This window comes from Pantoea sp. X-Soil-ISGK-421, assembly GCF_059730785.1.
Genome location: NZ_AP035981.1, coordinates 113,669 through 133,121 on the forward strand (window position 1 = coordinate 113,669; position 19,453 = coordinate 133,121).

Below are 19,453 nucleotides of genomic sequence, written 5' to 3' on the forward strand. Positions count from 1 at the left end.
GGCAGGGCCTGATGCATGTGGTGATGCCGGAGTGATGTAAAATTCAGAGAGGTTAACTGGACGGCACTATGACCGCCCGGGAAGTAACGACAACCTTATGCGTCTGCCGTCACTGTTTTTATCTTCAAAGTTCGGAGGGACAGCCAGTACCCAGGCGTTAACCACAAAAATGTGCAGCTGTTTTTTCCGTGTACAACCAGAAAATTCAATTCTGGGATGCCATTCTGCGACGCGACCGTGTGCCGCCATTTTCGCACTTTGTGACACCATGGAAAGCAGGTGCAGGAGCCCGCCTGTCAGCGTCCCGTCATCCCCCCTCAGAAAGCGCCTGAGCTGCACCCCGGACTGTGATTCAGTGAAGAGCGGTGTGCCGGAAAGATGCCTGATGACAACTGAAATCATCTCTTCGGGCGACAATATATTCATTTTCATGTATCGAGCCTCAGCACAGGGGCGTCAACGCCCTTCTCCAGAAAATGGAAGCAGATGAACTGCTGACGACGGATAAACCCGTCGTTGAATCCGGGAAGATGCGCCTCTTTCAGCCCTTTGACGACAACCGACATCCAGGACGAATTCCTGTCAATTTGTATGTTCAACGATGCATTTACATATTCACTGTCCGTCGAATGGCATCTGAGCAGACCGCAATGCATCAGCAGCCAGCCGCCGGTATAGGCCGGCCAGCGCGCAATGAATTCGTGAATGGGGACCTCCTCCTCACAGACGGGGGGCAACTTTGTGAGCGCCCGCACAACAGCCGCCTGAAATTCTTCAGGGGTGGCATGTATATATTCACGGTGGTAGTGCATGAGTCATTACCTCTGTAAGGCACCCGACCTTCATCTGACGCCGATACCGGCCGTAAGAAATCAGCTTTTCCATAAGGAACTCAGGAAAGGTTCAGACGGAACCGGGAAAAGTGCCGCCCCGTATTGGGGCGGCCGGTCAGTTAACTGACGCTCACCGGCGTCATGCCCATCTGGTTCATGCCGCGCTTGATGATTTCCGCGATACCCATAGCCAGCAGCCCGCCAACAATGGCAAGCGCTATCATCCAGGGTTTAATCTGCGGGTTGTTCTTCATGGCTTTAATGGAAAGAATGCCACCGGCAACCGAAAAGAACCCGATAACCTGGATAATGACGATCCCGCTGCTCTGTACAGACTTGGCGCCCTCGGATAAATTTTTCCCCATATCCGCTAAATCACCGTCGGCCATGGCCATCGGTGAAATAAAGGCAAGCCAGGCGCTGAGAGCGCGTAAAGTCATGCGGCGCAGGGTTTCAGACAGCATCAGAACGCGCGCGTATGCCGCGCGGTAAAAGCGAGTAATCATGGTGTTTTCCTTAATAAATAAGAGTGGCCGGATAGCCGGTTAAATCGTCCATGAGGACGGAAGTCTTTGAACCTGCCTCAGTGCATACCGAGGGTTTTCTGTAAGGCGTCGAGCAGGTAGGGGCTACAGATGAGCAACACCCCAAGGATAAATCTCACGGTACCTTTGTTGACGTCGTCGCCCGCCGTCAGGCCCGAGTGGCCATCTTTACGGGAACGGCGCCACAGCATCACGCCCGCCAGTGCGAACCAGACGCCGACCATACGAAGCAGGCTCAGCAGAGCGTTGGCCGCGACCGCGCCCTGCCCGAACGTCCCCTGGTCCACATAGCTGATGGCGTCAAACGAAACCTGCCAGCCCACCTGCCGCGCCCCCGCGCCGATAAGCTGGTCCAGCCCTACAAGGCAGCCCGACAGCAGCAGCCAGGCCACCACGGCCCCGCCGCTCGCTGACTGACCGGGCGCCTTGCGGGCAAGCCAGGACTGGCGGACCAGAAAGCTGCCGGCACCGAGCACGCCGAACAGCGCCCCCAGCGTCAGGGCCAGGGTGATGAACGTACTCTGCAGCCCGGAGGCCAGGTTAGACAGCATGGTGATGCCGTCAAGCGATCCTCCCATGACGCCTCCCTAGCGCAGCACGCCGGCGCTGGTTGTGACGCTGCGCTCCGGTGCGTTAATGTCGCGCACGGTGACGCCGCCAAGGGTGTCGCCCGCCTGCACCGCCCACGTCCTGCCCTGCCAGCTGACCCACGCCATCCCCTCCTGCAGGCTTTCCAGCCGCATGCCGGATAGCGCCGATCGCGTTGCGCGTTTGCCGGCGGCGTGTCCACCCGCCCCGGGGTCAGGCCGCGCGGCCAGCACGGTCAGCTGATTGCCCAGCCGGGCGTTTTCCTGCGCGATGCCGGTTAGCTGCTGCTGCAGGGTGGCCAGCGCCTTACTCTGGGCGCGTACCGTGTCCGACAGGCGGGTGATCGCCTCGCGGTTGGCCGCCTCAAACTCGCGCCCCTCGCGGATGAGCTTCACCACGTCGTCCGGCACGCTGCCGGCCGGTTCCGCCACGCTGAGCGCGGCGGCAGGGACGCTGAGTCCGCCCGTCTGTAGCGGCGCCGGTGGGGACGCGGCAGAGGGGGGCTGCACCGCCTCAAGCCCGGCGTCCTGCCCGAACGCGCGCTGGCTGGCATCCTGTGAGGAGCCTGAGGACAAGAACAGATACCAGGCGAGGAAGCCCAGCACCAGGCCTATCCCCGCCAGCCAGGGCAGGGAGTAGCCCAGCAGCAGCGGGCGCGTCAGAAAGCTCTGCTGCTGCGGGGCGGGCGGTGAAGCGGCGGGGGTGACCGGCGTGATTACCGCCGGCTGCGGATCGAATTCATTCACGGGGCATACCTCTCTGTTCGGCGGCGCGGATGCGCGCCTGGGTTTCTTCGCGCAGGTCCGCGGCGCTCGGGGTCGGGTTGCTGCTCAGTGCCGCCTGTGACGCGTTGCCTCCGGTCGCCTGCGATACGCCCTGCGGCGACTCGGCGTCGGTACTGTAGACGCCGCGCATAAACTGGATGGCCACTACCTCGCCGTTTTTCACCGTTACGGTGCGATCCGGCAGGCGGGCCGCGTCGCTGTTCAGCACCTGCGCCGCCTGCTCCGCCGTGCCGCCGGCAATCACCCCGGCCACCGCCGTGCCGTCAGGCGTGGACGGGCGCGTGGTGACGGTGTTGAAGCCGTTGCTCAGCAGCTGCGTGTTGGCCTGCGCGTAAAGCTGGCCCGCGCTGCCGATGCCCTTGAAGATGGACGGCAGCACGATGCGGCGGAAGTAGTGATGGTCGACGTCGGTGGCAATGTTGGCCACGAGCGTCTTATCGTCGAGCGCGTAGGCGTCCACTTTGTAGGCCTGCCCGTTCAGCGCCATGGTGGTGAAGTGGATGATGACCCCGTCGCCCGACAGCTTCGCCCCCTCAGGCGCCTTGAGTACGGCGCCCGCGTACTGGCCCGTGGTGATGCGGCCCAGCACCGGCGTGGTGCCGTTATCCGAGTCCACGCCGGTGTAAATTTCACCCGGCCCGCGCCAGTAAGGCGCCACCACGACGGCGGCCGGCGGCGTATTCGCGGCGACCTGACGGCTGCGCGCGGCGGCCTGCTGCACGTAGCTGCCCGGCTGCGAGTCGCGCCATGCGGCCCAGCCGCCGTCCTTTCCCCCCAGCAGCTGCGCGGCGGGGAGGTCTGTCTGTGGCTCCGCCTGCATTTTTGCGAGCAGCACGGCCAGCGACTTCTGCCGCGCCTCGCTGAGCGCTTTCTCCTGCTCCTGCGTACGCCCGTTACCCTGCGGGCGGGGCAGCTCACGCGGCGCAACGGCCGGCGCGACCTTTGGCGTCTCTTTCACCGTGACCACGTCCTGCTGCAGCGGGATGCTGGCGATAAAGCTGCCGTTTGAGGCGGCCGCGGTCTGCGCACCCCGGGCGTTGTTTTCGCGCAGCAGCTCGCGGTAGGCCGCCTGCTCCTGTGCGCTCACCTGCGTGGTGCCGCCCACCCGCGTCAGGTTCACGCGGGAGGGCTCGGGCGGCGGTGCGGCAAAGTAGCTGAACAGCGCGTAGCCGCCGCCCGCCACCACCACGATGCCGCCAAGGATCAGGCCCATCATCAGGCGGATGTTGCTGCCGCCGGTGTTCTGTTGATCGCTCATGATTACTCCAGGGCAATGCTGAGGGCTTCGGTGCGCCCGTCAACCGAGAAGGCCACGCGCGGCGTCACCGGCAGCTTCCACAGGTGGGTGCCGTCGGCCGACGAAAGCGTGGTGTCGAACTCGTCGCGGATGTCCGCGCGCGAGCGGATGTAGAGGTCGTCGCCCTGCTGCCACACCGCCGTGTCCGGCACGCTGCCGGTGGTTTTCAGGCGCTTCGCGCCCGACGGCGGCACGCCGTCCAGAAACGCCTGCAGCACGTCGTCATGCAGCCCGATGCGCGAAGGCCCCGGCGCGTCAGGCGCCGCGCCCGGCCCGCGGCGGGGAATGCGCAGGTCAAGGCGCGCGTCCACCGTCCAGGTCTTTTTCGCCGTGTCGGCCTCGCCGCTCATCACGCTTATCTGCAGCGGCACCGGCAGGCCCTCAAGCCCCACGGTCACCAGCGTGTTCACGAAGTCGCGCCTTGCGGTGATGACCATAAAGGACATGCCCGGGATCCACTTCACGTCGATGTCCGGGGAGCCGCTTACCGGGTCACCGAGGATTTTCCAAGGCGCGCCGGTGCTGTCGATGAAGCTCACGGTCGCCGGCCAGTTCACCGCGGTGCGCACCAGCGGCAGGCTCGCGCCCGGCTGCAGGCTCACCGTCTGCGCGCTGATGCGCGGCACCGCCGTGATGCCCGGCGTGGCCAGCGCCCGGTTCTGTTCGGTCTGCTGCGCACGCAGCTGCCGGATTTCATCGGGCGTCAGCGGGGCAATCGTCGCCTGCGCCTGGTCATACGTGACCGAGGTGGGTGGCGGCAGGGCCTGCCCGGGCAGCGGGCCTGCCGCGGCAGGCGCGGCGGTCGTTCCCGTACCGCCACCGGTCTGGCCTGATGCGGTAGCACCGCCGGCGGACGCGGTCGAGCGCCAGCCGCCGTCGGTGCCGGCCGCCGGGGCGGCCTCCGTTGACGTGGCGGCGCTCGCGCTGCCGCACAGCGCCAGCCACAGGGCCAGCGTGCGAAAGTTGCTCATAGCATTATCCTGCGTTATTGGTGATGGTCTGCGTGACCTCAAGGCCGCGCGGTTTGAGGCGCGGATCGGCCTGCTGGATGCGCAGCGTGAAGATGTAGCGCAGCGGCGGCGTACTGGTGTTCTGGCCCTGCAGGCGCAGCGTCACGGGATACTGGAACTCCCACGTATAGCGCCCGCCCACCACGCCGCGACGGGTGATGACGCCCGGCTCGACGGTGTTGGTCAGGTTCATGCGCTTATCCTTCACCAGCGACAGGGTGTTGGAGTCGGTGCTCAGCGCCCTGTTGTAGCCGGTGAAACCCTCTTCCGAGAAGTCAGCGGCCGCGGCGGTCATCTGGTCGCGGTAGTGCACGAAGTCGAGCGTAAATGCCTTGCTGATGGTGTCCGCACCAAACTGCCGAACGTCGCTCTCGCTCCATACCGGCCTGTCCGTCGGGTAAAGCGGGGTGATGCGCCCCGCTTCGGTAGCGAAGTACTCCCGTGGGATAAACAGGATGTAGACGGCAAGGGCGCCGATGACGATGGCCTGAATAACGTTGACGCTGAGGCTCCAGCCCAGCCTCTTCAGGCAGGTGCGCGCAAACTCAGCGCCGAGCGTGCGCTCGTGCTGCGCGTGCAGGGCGTGTTCATAGGCTTCCGGGTCGGTCAGGACCACGGCCGCCTCCTGAGGCGGCGCGGCGTGTTGGGGGTTCTGCATGCGGTACTCCTTACATTCCGTAGGACTGCCACGGATCGATGCTGGTCGGCAGGTTGCTGTTGATTTTGTCCGTCAGCGCCCCGCAGACCTTCTCTGACGCCTGGTTCATGATGTCCTGCAGGCTCGGCAGGTTCGGCAGGCTGATGGAAATGTTGCGGATGCCGGAGAGGCAGTTCTGCAGCTGATCGGACGTCTGGCGTTCGCGGGCCGCCCACGCGTCGTTAGCCTTTTTGGCGGCGTTGTAGCCCGCCTCGCTGCCGGTCTGCGCGGCGCTGCCGGCGCGACAGGTCGCGGCGCCGGCGGCAAAGGCGGTGCAGCAGAAAAAGACCGCCACGAGGGCGGTCGCTGAATGTTTTTTCATGTGAGAACTCCGGAAGGATCGATTACTGAGCCGGCCGCGGCGGCGTGACCGGTGCTGCCTGTGGTGCTGCTGCCGGCTGCTCCTTTACCCAGCCGGACTCCGCTTTGAAACGCTCGTCATACCCGAGGCGGGCGTGCAGCGCGGCAGGAACGTCGGCGGGCGCATCCAGCTTCGCGATGCGCGGCTCTGCGTCACCGGTGAGGCGCACCACCACGTGCTCACGCGGCACGGGCTGACCGTTTGAGCGGTTGATGCCGTTGCCGCTGCCGACAGGCTGCGCCCCTTCCGGCGTCAGCAGGTTGACCACCATCGGCGGCGCATCAGCGCTGCCCGGCAGGCTGACCAGCACGTGCTGATAGGTGCCGCCCTGACGTACCACACCCTGCAGGTAGTCCCCGTCGCCCTGCACCAGGTGCAGGTCGAGCCGGCCGTCATCGCCCCACGCGGACATCACCGGCGTGCCGGCGCGCTCGTTATGCGCCGGGCGCGGCGCTGAGAGCGCATCGCCCGCCTGCGCGCTTCCCTGCCCGTCCGGCTTCAGCCAGTACAGGCCGTCGGCCGGCTTCGGCGGCGCGTCGACGTCCAGCCCGAGGCGGCTCACCAGCGTGTGCTGGATCTGGGTGTAGCGGTTCACGTCCACGGCCGCGAGCGGCACCATGTCGTCTGCACCGGTCTTTACGCGGGCTCCGCCCACCGGGGCCAGTGACCACTGATTGCGTCGGGTCTGAACCTTTTCGTACTGGCCGGTAAAGTTACCCTGAAGGTCCTTAACGGGCTTGTTAACGGTGACCGGCTGTTCGCCCTGCCACTGCAGGGTGACCATGCGCCCGGGCTTCAGGTTGGTTTCGCGCAGCAGGCCGGCAAGCTCCTTGCCCCAGAAGGTCTGCGGACCCTCTTTAGTGCGCAGGGTAATAAAGGTGCTTTCGCTCTGGTCCGCTTCAAAACGGAACGGCGCCTGCCCGCAGGCGGTGACCTTGCCGGTCACCGGCTCGCGCGCCTTTTCCGCTGGCGTATGAACCGCCGGTGAAACCTTCGACGCGGCGGGCTCAGGCGCCGGTGCAGAAGCGGGCTGCTGTGACGCTGTCACGGGTGCAGCACTTTGCGCTGGCGCCTGTGCAGGCGCAGCTGGCGTCACGGGCGGCGTCTCAGTGGCCCGCGGTGCCTGTGGGTCCCCGCGTACCGCATCAGCTGGGGCGGCCGGCGTGACGGGCTGACCGGCGGCGCGGCGCGCGGCGTCCAGGTCCGCCTGCTGGCTGGCGTTTTTCATGCTCACGTCAAGCTTATTGGCCACGATGACGCCGATCGCAAACGCCTTAAACTCGTCGCTGCCGGTCAGCTCGATGCGCCCCTGATAGTGATTGGCAGCGGTCAGCAGCGCGGCGAGCACTTTCTCCTGATGCGCGCTGGCGCCCTCTGCCATGACCAGGCGGTTACCGCGGTCAATGAAGGCCGCCTCGCCGTCCAGCTTGTACAGCACGCTTTTACCGTCCGGGTGCTTCTCGTGCGTGACGCGGCTCAGCAGCTTGTCGGCATCGATGCGCGCCGATTTCGATCCGGAAGAGGCTGGCGCATCTTCATCCTGCGGCGCCACGCGCGGGGCGCCGACCAGGATGGCATTTTCTGCGCCAAATGCGGAGGTCAGCGGGTTGACCGGCGGCACGTCTGGCTGCGGAACAGCCTCCGCCGCGGATGCGGCGGCTTCATGCGCAGGCTCCGGCGCGCGGGCAGCGGGTTCAGGTCGGGCGTCCGCTGCTGCCGTCTGCCAGGTGACGTCCGGCACAGCAGAAGCCGCGGGAGCTGAGACCGAGGGGGCCGGTGGTGCCTGCTCAGCTGCCGTGGCGGGCACCGCAGACGCTTCGAATGCCGTTGCAGCTGCCGCAGGCTCCGCAGAGGGCGCGTCAGAAGATGTGACCGGTACTGAAAGCGGTGCCGGTGTGGCCGCTGCGGCCGGTAACGGCTGAGCGCCCAGGTTCGCAAAAGCACCTTCTGCAGCTGACAGTGCCGCCGGCGTGACGTTGCCGGTCTCTGACAGCCGCACGACCTCATTGCGCAGCACCGCCAGGTTATCCTCAAACTGTGCGCGCGTGACCTCACCGCGAACGAGCAGACCAATCTGCGTCTCAATGCGTGAAGGGACGCTGGCAACGTCAAGCGAGGCGGATCCGGGATTGCGGGAGAGGTAGTCTCCGCGGGGAGCCGGTGCATCCGGCGAGGGCATACCCGCAAGTCCGCCCTGCGTGACGCGGTCAAACGCGCCCTGCACTTCTTTCAGGTGGCCGCCGGCATAGACGCCCAGCGCCTTAGCATCATCAAGCTGCGCCTGCAGTCGCGCCACGTTTTCCATCAGCGCCGGCGCCGCCGTTTCACCACGTGCCAGCGACACAAACTCATCGCGCAGGGCCGTCTGAATACGATCAAGCGCCGTGGCGTTCGGGTCCGCTGCTGATGCCGCCGGCAGCTGCGCCGCGAGCACCGCCGCGCCAGCCGAATACTGCGCGGCGCGCTTAGGGCTCTCCAGTGACGCCATGCGATCAAAGACCGCGCGCGTTTCCGCCTGTCGCCCGGGCGTAAAGCTCCCCGGGTCGGCGCGGGTGAACTCGCCGTAAAGCATCCGCACCTCACGATCGAACTGCGCGCGCGTCACGTCACCGCGCGCCAGCAGCGCATACTGCTGGGCTACCCTGTCAGGCACGGTATTAACATCCAGCGTGCCGCCGGTCGGGTGCAGTGAACTCCAGGTATCGCGCTGGCCCAGCAGGCTGCGCAGACGGCTGAACCCGCCCGTCTCCATGACGTTTGCCCCTGCCATTCCTCCCTGCGTCACCCGGTCGAAGACCTGCTGCATCTCCTTCACGTGCTCACGGGTATACACGCCGGTTATCGCCGCGCTCTCCACGCGTGAACGCAGCGTGCTGATGTCCTGCAGCAGCGCCGCCGGTGTGACCTGCCCGCTGGTCAGCGCGGCCAGCCTGTCGCGCAGTTCGGCGCCGGTGCCGTAGAGCCCGGTGAAGCCATCATAGGTACCCGGTGATACCGCCGCCGGCGTCACCGGAGCTTCAGGTGCTGGCTGTGCTGCCGCGACGCTTTCAGCCGCCGGCGCAGTGACAGGTTGCGCTTCGGCAGTCGATGTCACGCCGGTAGCCACCGCCGGGACATCAGGTTCGCTGGCGTTAACGGCAGGTACCTCTGCAGGCACAGAGGTCGCGGCCGGGATAACCTGCTCGCTCACAGTGGCTGCAGGCGGAGTGCTGTCCGCCACCGGCGCGTCTGTCTGCTGCGCCTTCAGAATGCGGTACACGCTGGTCTGCCCGATGCCGAGCTGCGCCGCAATCTGCGCGGGCTTCAGCCCCTCATCACGCAGCTTCAGAATTTCGTCCGTTTTTTCTTTGGCCGCGCCGGGGCGGCGTGCCGGGGTAGAGTCCGCGACGGCGTCCGGGGACGCGGCGGGATGATTATCCGGCGCAGGCTGTGCGTCGTCAGGTGTAGCCATGGGGGCATCCTTATAATTGAGCTGCTCAAGAGCCTGAGCAATGTCGGGAAGTAGCGTCTCGCGCAGCAGTTCGGTGCCGCGGAACAAATGCAGGTCGTTAAAGTCGGTATAGCCGCGTTCGATTTCAGCGGCCGTCAGATCCGGCAGCAGGACTGCACCTCCGGTGGCCGCCGCAGCGCGGTTCGCAGACAGCACACCCTTATTTTTTTTCTTAGCATGGTCTACGTCGGCCATAAAAAGATGCGGACTGTCCGGGTAACGGACTTTCAGCACGCTGGCCACCGCCTCCATGTTCCCGGCGTCAATGGTCATCACAACGGGACGACCGGTGACCATGAAGAGGCTGCGAGCCGTGGCATAGCCTTCGGCGTACAGGATGGGTTTACCGTTAAGGAGCTCACCACCCTCTACACGGAAGTGACCGGCTTTAGGGGCATCCTTAAACAGGTACTTTTCGCCGTCGGGCGGAATGTACTGAAGCGTACGGAAGGCATTGCTGACGTCGTGAAAGGGTATAGCCAGCGCGCCGTTGCGCGTCTGCCGCACATCCTCTGCGACCGTGATGCCCTTGCGCACCAGATAGCCGTGCGACGGATCGGCCGCCGGCAGCCGGTCATACAGCGCCTTTGCCTTTGCGGTCTGCTGGGCATACAGCGCGGCCTGCTCGCGCGCAAAATCATCCTGCGACTGACGCATCACCGCGCGAATGTGCACGCGCGCCAGCGGGTCGGCCTTCCCCGTTCCGCCGCTGGACTTCCAGCGAGTGATGTCCTTGTCGTTATCGGCGCGGTGGTAGTTGATGAACCAGCCTGCGGGCTTCACGCCGTCGAGAAATCCGCGATAGACGCCGTCTTTATTGCCTTTTTTCCCGTCCGCGACCGGTACCCTGTGACGCCGGCCATCCATCACCGGCAGGCCGTCGAGCACCAGGCCGCCGCTGGTCAGCGCGTCCAGAAACTCCGCCTGCGGGTCACCACCGCCGCTGCTGCGTATGCTGCGGTCCGGCAGCCACTTCTGAAGCCGGCTCAGGTCAGCACCCGGGCGGGCGTACCAAAGCTGTGCCTCTTTATCCCACGTGATCGCGTTGCCTCCGTCCGGATGTTTACCGGCGTCGGCGCGCGCGGCGTCGCGCTGGTCCGGCAGGACGGCAAGCCACACCGGGTAATCCGCTGTTTTCATAAAACCTCCTGTGCTGCTGTGTCAGGACGGCTACTCGCCGTCGGTGAACCGGCGGTACCACCACGGGCGACCGCTCAGGGATTTGCCGCGCGCCCAGCGAGCCAGGCGCGTAAGCAGTTCGGTGACGCCCCAGCCAAACATCCGCAGCACGCGGAACACGGCGATGATGCCGCTCACGACGTAAATCGTGTTCATGGCGGGAAAGCGGAACCAGAAGAGGTAGAGCAGAAACAGCCAGGCGGGGATGCCGACGAAGTTGAGGGCGCTGCCGGCGCGCCGCCAGAACCCCGGGGGATAGTCATCTTTATTCAGCGCACTCACGCGGTACCCTCCTCAAACTCGCGGCGCTGGCGCGGCGACATCACCACGACCAGCTCGGATTCGGCAATGCGGCCCTCGCGGTACAGGCGCCAGGCCTGCTCCACGATGCGGCGCTTCTCCAGCCGGATGATGCTGTTAATGTGCTGCCCCCACTGCGACCACGGCATTTCGGCGAGCTTTTCACGCAGGCTGTAGTCGAAAAGGATGAACTCACGGACCGCGATACGCTTACCGTCGGTCGTGCGCAGCAGCGTCTGCACCACCACGTACTGCAGCACGCCCAGCAGCGACCACGCCATGGCGTCGCGGCTCTCGTGCGGAAATTCGTTAATGAGGCGCGGGAAGGCCTCACCCGGCGAGTCGATGTGCGTGGTAGAGAGCATCAGGTGGCCGAGCTGGCCGGCACGGATGCCGGCATCAATCGTCTCGCGATCGCGCATCTCACCCACGCCGATGACCGACGGCGCACGCCTGAGGTCGGCACGAATACCCGTGGCAAAGTCGGGAATGTCCTTACCGACCTGCGACTGCAGAGGCGGCAGCACATCGCCCGGCCGCCCGAGGATGAACTCAATCGGGTCTTCTTTGGTGGTGACCTTGCGGTCGGGGTCCGTGTCCAGACAGTAGCGATAGGTCGAGGCGAGCGAGGTGCTTTTGCCTGAGCCGGTGATGCCGCCCCATAGCCCCATCCCCTTCGCCGGCAGGAGGTTCGCCATCAGCTCCGGCTCCAGCCCCAGACTTTCCAGCGGCGGGATGTCGGAAGGTATGACGCGCATTGTCCAGCCAATCGTGCTGTCCTGACGCCCCGCCGTGCCCTGCAGCAGATTGACGCGAAAGCGGATGCGCTCGCCGCGGTTCAGGCCCCAGCGCCCGGTCATGTCGCCGTCGAGCTGCATCGCCCGGTCAACCGACACGCCGCCGCGCACCTGCGGGCGGAGCTCCGGGGAAAACACCTCGTCCATGAGCTTTGCCATCGTGTCGTCCGCCACCGCAAAGGGGCTCGCCTTAAGGAGCCGGCCGTAGCGGCCCACCACGAAGTGGTTGTCGCCCTGCAGGTGAATGTCGCTCACGTTATTACGCGCACACCACACCATAAAGCCGCGCAGCGTATCGGCGCTGAGGCCGCCGCTGAAGTCGTAGAGTTCCAGGTCTGAGGCTGCCATCAGCGCTTCTCCGTATTGATGACCGGCTTCCACTTCGCCTTGTCGGTGACAAAGCCGGCGCGGGATTCGAGGCGTCGCTCGCGATCGCCGGTGGTGAGTTTGTTGCTGTCGCCGGTGACCGTCTGCTGACGCTCTGTCACCACCGGCGCGGTGATGAGGTTCTGCCGGCGCAGCAGCACGTACTGCAGCATGCCGTTGTAGTCGCGCGTCAGGCGGTTGACGTTGGCCTCCAGCGTCTCGTCGGCGCTCTGGCGTCCTTCTGCCCAGCCTTCGTTGACCGCCGCCTGCCAGACGTCGCGCTGCACGCCGTTCTCGGGGATGAGGCCACCCGCAGGCTCGTCCGGCGGCACGGTGCTGAGCCCGGCCATCAGCCAGCCCCGCCACGTCGGCGGGTTGCTGACGAAGCGCTCGGGCTGAATGATTTCGTACACGTGGCTCGCGGTGCGTATCTGATCGGGGGTGACGTGCGCCACGTCCACCGCCTCGGTGATGACCGGCGGCAGCCAGCCGCGGGCGCTGATGAGCGGGCGGAAGTCATAGGTGGCGTCCAGCTGCTTCGCGCGCGCCTCCAGGTCGCGGCGCAGTTCCCACGCGCGCTGCGCCTTGCCCCCGCGAAAGCCGGTGGTGCGCCCGCCCTCGGTCAGCATCTGGCGGCGGTTATCGGACACGTCAGCGGTGTCGCGCTTTTGCGGTGACAGGTAGGCTTCCGGCCCCGGCGGCGGTGCGCCGTCCGGCCCGGGCGCAGGCGCCGCTTTTGTGAAGTGAAATCCCGCGCAGCCCGCCAGCAGCGCGGGCAGCAGCAGGACGGTGAGTCGGGCTTTCATCGGCGGTTCCCCTTCGCGTGGCGGGTCTGAACGGCAGGAAGAGACGGCATGAACTGCAGCATCATCTGCCCGGGGTAAGTCACGAACGTGGCGCGCCAGGCGGTCTGCATCTCAATCATGCGCAGGACGTTTGCATAGGTGACGTCCTGCACCTCAATGTCCACGGGCAGCGGCAGGCGCACGCCCGTGTAGCTGAAGGCCTGCCCGCGCGCCCGGGCGAGCGCGCTCAGCAGCTCCACCGCGTCGCCGTTCCAGCTGAAGGTGACGCGATCGCTGTCGGCGCGGATGACCGACACGGGCAACGTCGCGCTGTCACGAAGGCCACCCTCCATCCAGAGCTGCGTCAGCTGAAGCGCCGCTTTCGGCTTCGGGTTGACGATGTTTGCCGGGGCTGCGCTCGGCGAAGGAGAATAAGGGGGGACCTGGCAGCCGCACAGCAGCAGCGCCGGCAGCGCTGCCGTAAGGATTAGTCGTTTCATGGAAAGCCTCAGCATCCGGCCGGACGGACGGATACGTTGAATGAAAAATTGAGCGACCCTGCGCAGAACCGGCAGGGTGAAAAGGGTCAGTTAACCGAGCAAAAGACCGGCACCTGCCAGTTCTGCGTGTAGCCGCCGCCGCAGGCAACGCCCAGCGTGTTCCAGGATGACCAGTCGCCGTCATGGTTGACGCGACCAATTTCCAGTGGCCAGCGTCCGCCGCAGCTGTTGGAACAGACACGCACGGGGGAACTGCTGCCGCTCTGCCATACGCCATTCTGGCAGGCAAGTGTCGCGCCGGACCCATCATGACTTATGGCCCCGAGCGGTCCGCAGGCCGCACCTGCGGTGTTAACCTGATCCTGTGACAGAACGCCGCCGGCAGAGACGTCGCCGTCCGCGCGAACGCTGCCGCCGCGCACCTGTCCGCCTGTGTAAATGTTCTTGTTATTAACTGACCTTACCCAGTCGTTGTCTGACATATAAAAACCGCCGCCGTAAGTTTCGTTCAGCCAGCCCTTGCCACCACGGGTAATGATCCAGCCGTTATTGCTGCGGATGTCGTTATTTGCCGTGATGCCGTTGTTGGCCGTAACGTTGTTACCGGCCGCCACGTTGCTGTTAGCCGTAACGTTTCCGTTCGCCGTCACGCTGCCGCTGGCCGTGATGTTAGCGCCCGCAGTAACGTTGGTGCCGGCTGAAACCTGACCAGTAAAGGCCCCCGTGGCCGCATTCACCGTGCCGCCGTTGTTAAGGTTGTTGCCGTTCATGTCGATGGCCGTGTGCATGCGGTTCAGGTCCGGCCGGCCGTTCACCTGGTAGCGGTACAGCCTGTCGCTTTCGTCCGCGTCGGTGCCCAGCACGTCGGCGGAAAGAAACGCCGCGAGCCTGCCCTGCTGGCCGCTCAGGCCGTAATCCGCAAGCTTCGCCTGCCAGCCGCCGTCCGCGCCCACCGCCGTGTTGGCGGGCCACACGTAGCCGCCCATGCCGTCCGTGTCAGACGCTATCTGACGCAGCCCTTTATACGGGATTTCGCTGCCGCCGGTGGTCAGCACGAACGCGACCAGCTGTCCGGCCTGAGCGGGATCTTTCGCCACCGCCAGCTGGTAGGTCTGGCCGCTGTCGTTGGTCAGCGAAAAGCCCGCGGGCAGGTAGCCCTGCGTGCGCAGCGTGGCGCCGGTAATGACCACCGGACCGCCCGCGACCTGGGTCAGCAGCGTGGCACGGTTGTCGCGCACGTAGCGCTTGCCCGCGTCGCTCACAAAGCTCAGGTGCGAGGCGGTATTCGTCCAGACCTTTTCCTGCTGCCCGCCGGCATAGCGATCGATGGCGCCGGGCGTGATGATCAGTACTATGGCCAGCGCAATGCCCGCCTGAAGCAGCATGTTACCGCTGTGAACCGGACGTTTTTTTTGTTTCAGCAATTTCATCAGAGCACTCCCGCCAGTTGCTGGGGAAAGAAGAGGCACACGCCGCACATGTAACCAAACAGTGCGGGTGCAAAGGGTTTTGACGGCTTCCGTGTAAGAAGCGCACACAGGCTGCAGAGCAGAAGGCCACCCGCTGCGGCGTACACGGCGCTGCGCCAGGGCAGCCACGCGCACAGCCCGGCCATCAGGTAAACGTCGCCGAGCCCGATGCGCTCCTCTGTCTGACGAAAGTTGGCGAGCCCGCGAACCGCGGCGGACAGCGCGAACGCCACCAGGCTTGCTGTCACTGACGCGGTCCAGGGCATCACGGCGGCGGGCAGCGCGGCGGACAGCAGCCCCCCCGCCCAGAACGTCACCGTGTAGCGCATCGGCAGCCACTGACAGCGCAGGTCCGTCAGCGTCATGGGCAGGGCCAGCACCAGCAGGACCGCGCTTCGCCATATCGTGGGTTCCGGCAGCACCGGCAGCAGCACCATGAGCCAGCCGGCGGTCAGCATGTAAATAAGGGCAACCGGCGTCAGCAGAGGCCACGTCAGCGGCCGCCCCTCATACAGCTGCAGAAAGCGGCGGGCCCGGAAGGCCTGCAGCACGAACAGCGCCGCGCAGCCGGCGAGCCACAGCCCGACGGTCACGCTGTAAGTGAGTGAAGTCATCATGTTTCCGTGTCAGGGGAGTCAGCGGCGGGCCATGTAGTCGGCGTAAACCTTGCGGGCGTAGAGCATGCGGCGGGCCGTGTTGTCATCGGCGAAGCCGGCGTTGTAGCTGCCGAGGCACTCCCAGGTGACGCCGCAGACCTGCAGGTGGCGCGCCAGTATCCAGGCCCCCACCATGACGTTCAGGCAGGGTTTGCTCAGCAGGTCCTGCTCGTTCTGCAGCACGCCCATCGTGCGCAGCTGCGGCACGTGCGTGGAGTTAATCTGCATCAGGCCAAAGTCACGGCTGGTGACCTGCCCTTTTTTATTGCGGTTATAGCCAATGGCGCCCGGGTTGAAGCCACTTTCCACCTTGCTGATGGAGCGCAGCAGCTGCGGGTCAACGTGATACCGTGCGCCCGCCTCGTTATAGCAGAACGCCATCGCAGAGCGGGAGGCGCACAGCAGCAGCCCGCCGGCGATCAGCAGGGGAAAAAGTTTCTTCATGATGCGTACCGTGAAAATGGCAGAGGACGGAAAGAAGGGGACAGCACACAGCGATCGTACGCTGAGCCCCTCAGTGCCGGGGTTGCCCCCCGGCCTGCCGTCAGGTGTTGCTGGTGAAGACCAGCGTGTTGGTGCCGGTTGAGCCGCTATCCGCCGTGCACTGCGAGCCCGCCACCGAGCTGCTGACCACGCCGCTGGTTGTGCTGCCGTTAATGCTGGTCGACGCCACGTTATTCGCGCCCGAAAGCTTCTGCGTCATTTGCGCGCAGGCCTCCTGCGGCACCTGCGTGTACGTCAGGGAAAACGCCGTGTTCTGCCCGCCGTTCGTGCTCACCGGCGTAACCGTGACGGTGCCGCCCCAGCGGTTGTTCAGCGTCGCGCTCCCGGATGACTTGGTGCCGATAATGGCCATGCTGCCGGGCGAGCCGCCAAACTGAACGAGCGCGCCTGTCATGGTGGCGGCCGAGCTGAAGTCGTACACGCCGCCGGTTTTCAGCATGCTGCGCGTATTGGTCATGATGTCGCTGACGTTGGACATCTCCTCGTTGTAGTCCGCACTTTTGAAGAGCCCCCCGCCCGAGGCATAAACCGTGACAATGATAAGCATCGCCACGGCGCTGACGATGATGGCTTCGGGCAGGGTCAGGGCCCCGCGGTGAACGCCGGAACGTTTTGAAAGCAGTGACATAGGTAAATCCTCTCGGTATTGAAATCAGCGGTTGCCAATAATGGAGCTCAGGTCCTGAGTCGCCAGGAACGTGAGCAGGAGATAGCCGGCGGTGGCCAGCATGCCGGCCAGCTGGAACACCTGGCAGACACGTTTGATGCGCCCGATGGCCTTTTTCAGCCACATCCTGGCGAAGTTTTCGATGTTGTCCTCGCCGCCCGGGCTGGCGGTCAGGAGCATCAGGCGGTCAATGGCCTCGCGTGAGGGAAACGCGTACCCGCTGTCCGCCAGCGCCTGACCGAGGTGCTTGCCGCGCGACACCTGCCGCCGGGTCGCCGTCAGGCGCTCATACATCCAGGGCGTGGCGTTGCGGCTCAGCATGTCCAGCGCCTCCTCCGTGCGCAGCTGGGCGCGCAGCAGGGCGCTGAGGTTCAGCAGAAACGACACCCCCTGCACCTCCCGGTACAGGCTCCACGGAAACAGGTGGTCGAGCACCCTGCCGCGGACCGGGCCGGTGAGGCGCGGCAGCGACCAGATGACCCAGACGGTAAAGGCCGCCAGCGCGCCGCCGAGGAGATAGCGGTTATCCACGAAGAAGTGCGTAATGGCGCCGAGCCACCACATCCAGCCGGTCCAGCTGTCGGCGGGGCTCAGCTGCTCCAGGCGGGGCAGAAAGCGCTCACTCACCATCTGCATCATGTAAAACGTCCCGCCCAGCAGCATGGCCGGGTAGGCCAGGTTGACCAGCGCGGTGGACTTCATCTCCCCCACGCCCTTCACGACCTCAATGGCCCTCAGCAGGGCCCCCCGCAGATCTTTGGCCACGCGCCCCGCGCGCAGGATGGTGGTTTCCTGCGCCGGCACCCAGCCAGCGAGTCCCGCGTCGAGGCCCCGCCCGCGCGTGAGCGCGTGGTGCACGTCGTTCAGGCACAGCAGCACCGGATCGTTTTTACGCCGTCGCGTGCGCTGCAGGCCCGCGATGGCGTCTTCGGTTTTCTGTTTGTTCTCCAGCAGAAACGCCAGGTCTTCATACAGCGTCATACGGTCAGTGGTGCTGAAAGTCTTCTGCCCTATCCAGCGGCCCAGCCCCTCAGAGCGGGTACTGCCCGTGGCAAGCGAGGCCTTCAGCCGGCCCCGCAGCCGGTTAAGCAGGTCACTCATGGCCACCTCCGCTGAGAAACGCCTGGACGGCCTCCGGCGGCAGCAGGTTCAGCGCGTCCTCGTCCAGCGGGCTCATTTTATCCGCGTCCAGCGGGTCGACTTCACCGGCAGCAATGTAGCGCTGCAGGTGCGCCCCGCGGGTGATGCCGTTCATGTGATGCACCCAGTAGCTGCGTGCGGCAAGCTTGCCGTGCACGCGGTAGAGTTGCATAAAGCGGGCGTCAGGGCGGATGACTTCGGCAATGACTTTACGTCCCGTGATGCCGTGCCAGCAGCCCGGCGCGCTGCAGCCGTCGTAATGACGAAACGCAACGGTGTCGGTATCGCAGTAGGTTTCGACCAGCTCGCGATCGTCTTCGGACAGGTTTTCCCTGACGTCGGCCCAGCCCTTTTTGCAGGCCGGACAGAGCATCTGCACCAGGCGCTGGGCAATCAGCCCGATAACCACCTGAGGATCCATCACCATGCCCGGCGCGATGCCCAGCGTATCGGTGAGGCGATCGATAATGCCCGTCGCGTCGTTGGCGTGCGTGGTCGTCTCGACGAGCGTGCCGCTCTTGGCCTCACTGATGCTGGCATTGGCCGACCAGGTATCGCGGATTTCGCCTACCACCGCGGCGTTGTAATCAAGTCGCTTGAGCGCCGAAAGGCGCCGCTGCCACGCGCGGGTCACGGAGTCGGGGTCGTTGCGATCGGCAATGATGGTGGTCTGCACGGCACCCGGCACCTTACCCTCGACCGGGTCCTCCACCGTTATCAGCCGGCGCTTGCCGCCGGTGAGGTCAACGTACATTTTACAAAAGGTGCGCAGCGTGGTGCTTTTACCCGAACCGGTCGGGCCGGCGGTGATGATCAGCCCCTCCGGTCGGCGCAGCATGCGGTTGATAAGCTTCTGCTGCTCCGGCAGGTAGCCCAGCGCGTCGAGTGAAGGAATATCCTCGCTCTCATCCAGAATCACGCGCAGCACCACGTACAGCCCGGACTCGGTTGGCACGGCCGAGTAGCGCGCGGCGTACAGGCCCAGCGCCTTCACGAACTCGTTGCGCAGGCGCCCGTCCTGTTCGTCCGTCTCACTGAACTGCTGCGGCGCCGCGTCACACATCGACATCACGATGGTCGCGGCGAGGCTCATGCCCTCTTCAATGGACAGTTCGGCCTGCAGCGCCAGGTCGCCGTGGATGCGGAACACCACGGCGGTCAGGTTTTCCATGCCAATCAGGATATGAATGTCCGACGCGTGGGCCTCGCCCGCGCGACGCATAAAATCCACGACTTTATTCTGCTCCGGCGACCAGCTGCCGGCGGTGCCGGTCACCCCGGCGCGCTGCAGCTGATGGCGGCGCAGCTCGCCGAGGTGCACGGGCTCCACGTTCAGACCCGGATAATGTCGCATCGCGCGGGCGATGTCGGACTGAACGGCCGGATCCGCGCGGTGCTCGGTGGACACGTACAGCCGCCCCTGCTCCGGGTTGCTGTTGTCCAGATGCAGCCAGTTCACGGTACTTTCGGTAAATTCCATGACG

20 protein-coding genes are annotated in these 19,453 nt (G+C 65.3%); all 20 read right to left on the reverse strand.

The genetic code is table 11. The features are described 5' to 3' along the window. Positions 1-66: 66 nt before the first annotated feature. Positions 67-432: a hypothetical protein gene (locus AC6I8K_RS23145; RefSeq protein WP_497827751.1), complete on the reverse strand. Its 366-nt coding sequence runs from the start codon at positions 430-432 to the stop codon at positions 67-69. Then, positions 429-812, reverse strand: a complete 384-nt coding sequence (locus tag AC6I8K_RS23150) for a hypothetical protein (RefSeq protein ID WP_497827752.1) — start codon at positions 810-812, stop codon at positions 429-431. The genes AC6I8K_RS23145 and AC6I8K_RS23150 overlap by 4 nt, the downstream gene beginning before the upstream one ends. A 140-nt stretch (positions 813-952) precedes the next feature. Beyond that, complete coding sequence (locus AC6I8K_RS23155) at positions 953-1,339, reverse strand: DUF6750 family protein (RefSeq protein WP_479490525.1); 387 nt, start codon at positions 1,337-1,339, stop codon at positions 953-955. Between the two features lie 77 nt (positions 1,340-1,416). Continuing rightward, positions 1,417-1,956 carry a conjugal transfer protein TraQ gene (gene traQ / locus AC6I8K_RS23160; RefSeq protein WP_497827753.1) on the reverse strand — a complete coding sequence of 180 codons (540 nt, stop codon included), beginning with the start codon at positions 1,954-1,956 and terminating at the stop codon, positions 1,417-1,419. 9 nt (positions 1,957-1,965) lie between these two features. After that, positions 1,966-2,712, reverse strand: coding sequence for a conjugal transfer protein TraP (traP, locus tag AC6I8K_RS23165; protein WP_497827754.1), 747 nt, complete (start codon positions 2,710-2,712; stop codon positions 1,966-1,968). Further along, positions 2,705-4,009 carry a conjugal transfer protein TraO gene (gene traO / locus AC6I8K_RS23170; protein WP_497827755.1) on the reverse strand — a complete coding sequence of 435 codons (1,305 nt, stop codon included), beginning with the start codon at positions 4,007-4,009 and terminating at the stop codon, positions 2,705-2,707. Before traO ends, traP begins: the two co-directional genes overlap by 8 nt. 2 nt (positions 4,010-4,011) lie before the next feature. Then, entirely contained in the window at positions 4,012-5,019 is a 1,008-nt protein-coding gene (locus AC6I8K_RS23175) for a DotH/IcmK family type IV secretion protein (RefSeq protein ID WP_497827756.1), read from the reverse strand. A gap of 4 nt (positions 5,020-5,023) precedes the next feature. Beyond that, positions 5,024-5,716, reverse strand: a complete 693-nt coding sequence (locus tag AC6I8K_RS23180; RefSeq protein ID WP_497827757.1) for a DotI/IcmL/TraM family protein — start codon at positions 5,714-5,716, stop codon at positions 5,024-5,026. Positions 5,717-5,726: 10 nt separating this feature from the next. Continuing rightward, the gene (locus AC6I8K_RS23185; RefSeq protein ID WP_497827758.1) at positions 5,727-6,077 is read right to left on the reverse strand and encodes a conjugal transfer protein; all 351 of its coding nucleotides are present in this window, start codon (positions 6,075-6,077) and stop codon (positions 5,727-5,729) included. A 22-nt stretch (positions 6,078-6,099) separates the two neighbouring features. Continuing rightward, positions 6,100-10,746 carry an LPD7 domain-containing protein gene (locus tag AC6I8K_RS23190; RefSeq protein ID WP_497827759.1) on the reverse strand — a complete coding sequence of 1,549 codons (4,647 nt, stop codon included), beginning with the start codon at positions 10,744-10,746 and terminating at the stop codon, positions 6,100-6,102. A gap of 30 nt (positions 10,747-10,776) precedes the next feature. Continuing rightward, a complete protein-coding gene (locus AC6I8K_RS23195; protein ID WP_497827793.1) occupies positions 10,777-11,058 on the reverse strand; it encodes a conjugal transfer protein in 282 nt (93 codons plus the stop codon). Positions 11,059-11,063: 5 nt separating this feature from the next. Beyond that, on the reverse strand, positions 11,064-12,230 hold the full coding sequence (traJ, locus tag AC6I8K_RS23200) for a plasmid transfer ATPase TraJ (protein ID WP_497827760.1): 1,167 nt from the start codon (positions 12,228-12,230) through the stop codon (positions 11,064-11,066). Next, entirely contained in the window at positions 12,230-13,054 is an 825-nt protein-coding gene (locus tag AC6I8K_RS23205; RefSeq protein WP_436333136.1) for a type IV secretory system conjugative DNA transfer family protein, read from the reverse strand. The genes traJ and AC6I8K_RS23205 overlap by 1 nt, the downstream gene beginning before the upstream one ends. Then, complete coding sequence (locus AC6I8K_RS23210; RefSeq protein WP_497827761.1) at positions 13,051-13,533, reverse strand: DotD/TraH family lipoprotein; 483 nt, start codon at positions 13,531-13,533, stop codon at positions 13,051-13,053. The genes AC6I8K_RS23205 and AC6I8K_RS23210 overlap by 4 nt, the downstream gene beginning before the upstream one ends. Before the next feature lie 86 nt (positions 13,534-13,619). Continuing rightward, the gene (gene pilV, locus AC6I8K_RS23215) at positions 13,620-14,963 is read right to left on the reverse strand and encodes a shufflon system plasmid conjugative transfer pilus tip adhesin PilV (RefSeq protein ID WP_497827762.1); all 1,344 of its coding nucleotides are present in this window, start codon (positions 14,961-14,963) and stop codon (positions 13,620-13,622) included. After that, a complete protein-coding gene (locus AC6I8K_RS23220; protein WP_497827763.1) occupies positions 14,963-15,619 on the reverse strand; it encodes a prepilin peptidase in 657 nt (218 codons plus the stop codon). The genes pilV and AC6I8K_RS23220 overlap by 1 nt, the downstream gene beginning before the upstream one ends. A gap of 18 nt (positions 15,620-15,637) precedes the next feature. Continuing rightward, on the reverse strand, positions 15,638-16,102 hold the full coding sequence (locus tag AC6I8K_RS23225) for a lytic transglycosylase domain-containing protein (RefSeq protein ID WP_483818635.1): 465 nt from the start codon (positions 16,100-16,102) through the stop codon (positions 15,638-15,640). Positions 16,103-16,202: 100 nt separating this feature from the next. Next, a complete protein-coding gene (locus AC6I8K_RS23230; protein WP_436333141.1) occupies positions 16,203-16,790 on the reverse strand; it encodes a type 4 pilus major pilin in 588 nt (195 codons plus the stop codon). A gap of 24 nt (positions 16,791-16,814) precedes the next feature. Then, a complete protein-coding gene (locus AC6I8K_RS23235) occupies positions 16,815-17,930 on the reverse strand; it encodes a type II secretion system F family protein (protein WP_436333142.1) in 1,116 nt (371 codons plus the stop codon). Beyond that, entirely contained in the window at positions 17,923-19,449 is a 1,527-nt protein-coding gene (locus tag AC6I8K_RS23240; RefSeq protein ID WP_436333143.1) for a GspE/PulE family protein, read from the reverse strand. The genes AC6I8K_RS23235 and AC6I8K_RS23240 overlap by 8 nt, the downstream gene beginning before the upstream one ends. Between the last annotated feature and the right edge of the window lie 4 nt (positions 19,450-19,453).

Excerpts from the sequence above, each read along its gene's own strand:
- AC6I8K_RS23145 (WP_497827751.1), bottom strand. The coding sequence starts at position 432 with ATGAAAATGAATATATTGTCGCCCGAAGAGATGATTTCAGTTGTCATC.
- AC6I8K_RS23150 (WP_497827752.1), bottom strand. The coding sequence starts at position 812 with ATGCACTACCACCGTGAATATATACATGCCACCCCTGAAGAATTTCAG.
- AC6I8K_RS23155 (WP_479490525.1), bottom strand. The coding sequence starts at position 1,339 with ATGATTACTCGCTTTTACCGCGCGGCATACGCGCGCGTTCTGATGCTG.
- traQ (WP_497827753.1), bottom strand. The coding sequence starts at position 1,956 with ATGGGAGGATCGCTTGACGGCATCACCATGCTGTCTAACCTGGCCTCC.
- traO (WP_497827755.1), bottom strand. The coding sequence starts at position 4,009 with ATGAGCGATCAACAGAACACCGGCGGCAGCAACATCCGCCTGATGATG.
- AC6I8K_RS23175 (WP_497827756.1), bottom strand. The coding sequence starts at position 5,019 with ATGAGCAACTTTCGCACGCTGGCCCTGTGGCTGGCGCTGTGCGGCAGC.
- AC6I8K_RS23180 (WP_497827757.1), bottom strand. The coding sequence starts at position 5,716 with ATGCAGAACCCCCAACACGCCGCGCCGCCTCAGGAGGCGGCCGTGGTC.
- AC6I8K_RS23185 (WP_497827758.1), bottom strand. The coding sequence starts at position 6,077 with ATGAAAAAACATTCAGCGACCGCCCTCGTGGCGGTCTTTTTCTGCTGC.
- AC6I8K_RS23190 (WP_497827759.1), bottom strand. The coding sequence starts at position 10,746 with ATGAAAACAGCGGATTACCCGGTGTGGCTTGCCGTCCTGCCGGACCAG.
- traJ (WP_497827760.1), bottom strand. The coding sequence starts at position 12,230 with ATGGCAGCCTCAGACCTGGAACTCTACGACTTCAGCGGCGGCCTCAGC.
- AC6I8K_RS23205 (WP_436333136.1), bottom strand. The coding sequence starts at position 13,054 with ATGAAAGCCCGACTCACCGTCCTGCTGCTGCCCGCGCTGCTGGCGGGC.
- AC6I8K_RS23210 (WP_497827761.1), bottom strand. The coding sequence starts at position 13,533 with ATGAAACGACTAATCCTTACGGCAGCGCTGCCGGCGCTGCTGCTGTGC.
- pilV (WP_497827762.1), bottom strand. The coding sequence starts at position 14,963 with ATGAAATTGCTGAAACAAAAAAAACGTCCGGTTCACAGCGGTAACATG.
- AC6I8K_RS23220 (WP_497827763.1), bottom strand. The coding sequence starts at position 15,619 with ATGATGACTTCACTCACTTACAGCGTGACCGTCGGGCTGTGGCTCGCC.
- AC6I8K_RS23225 (WP_483818635.1), bottom strand. The coding sequence starts at position 16,102 with ATGAAGAAACTTTTTCCCCTGCTGATCGCCGGCGGGCTGCTGCTGTGC.
- AC6I8K_RS23230 (WP_436333141.1), bottom strand. The coding sequence starts at position 16,790 with ATGTCACTGCTTTCAAAACGTTCCGGCGTTCACCGCGGGGCCCTGACC.
- AC6I8K_RS23235 (WP_436333142.1), bottom strand. The coding sequence starts at position 17,930 with ATGAGTGACCTGCTTAACCGGCTGCGGGGCCGGCTGAAGGCCTCGCTT.
- AC6I8K_RS23240 (WP_436333143.1), bottom strand. The coding sequence starts at position 19,449 with ATGGAATTTACCGAAAGTACCGTGAACTGGCTGCATCTGGACAACAGC.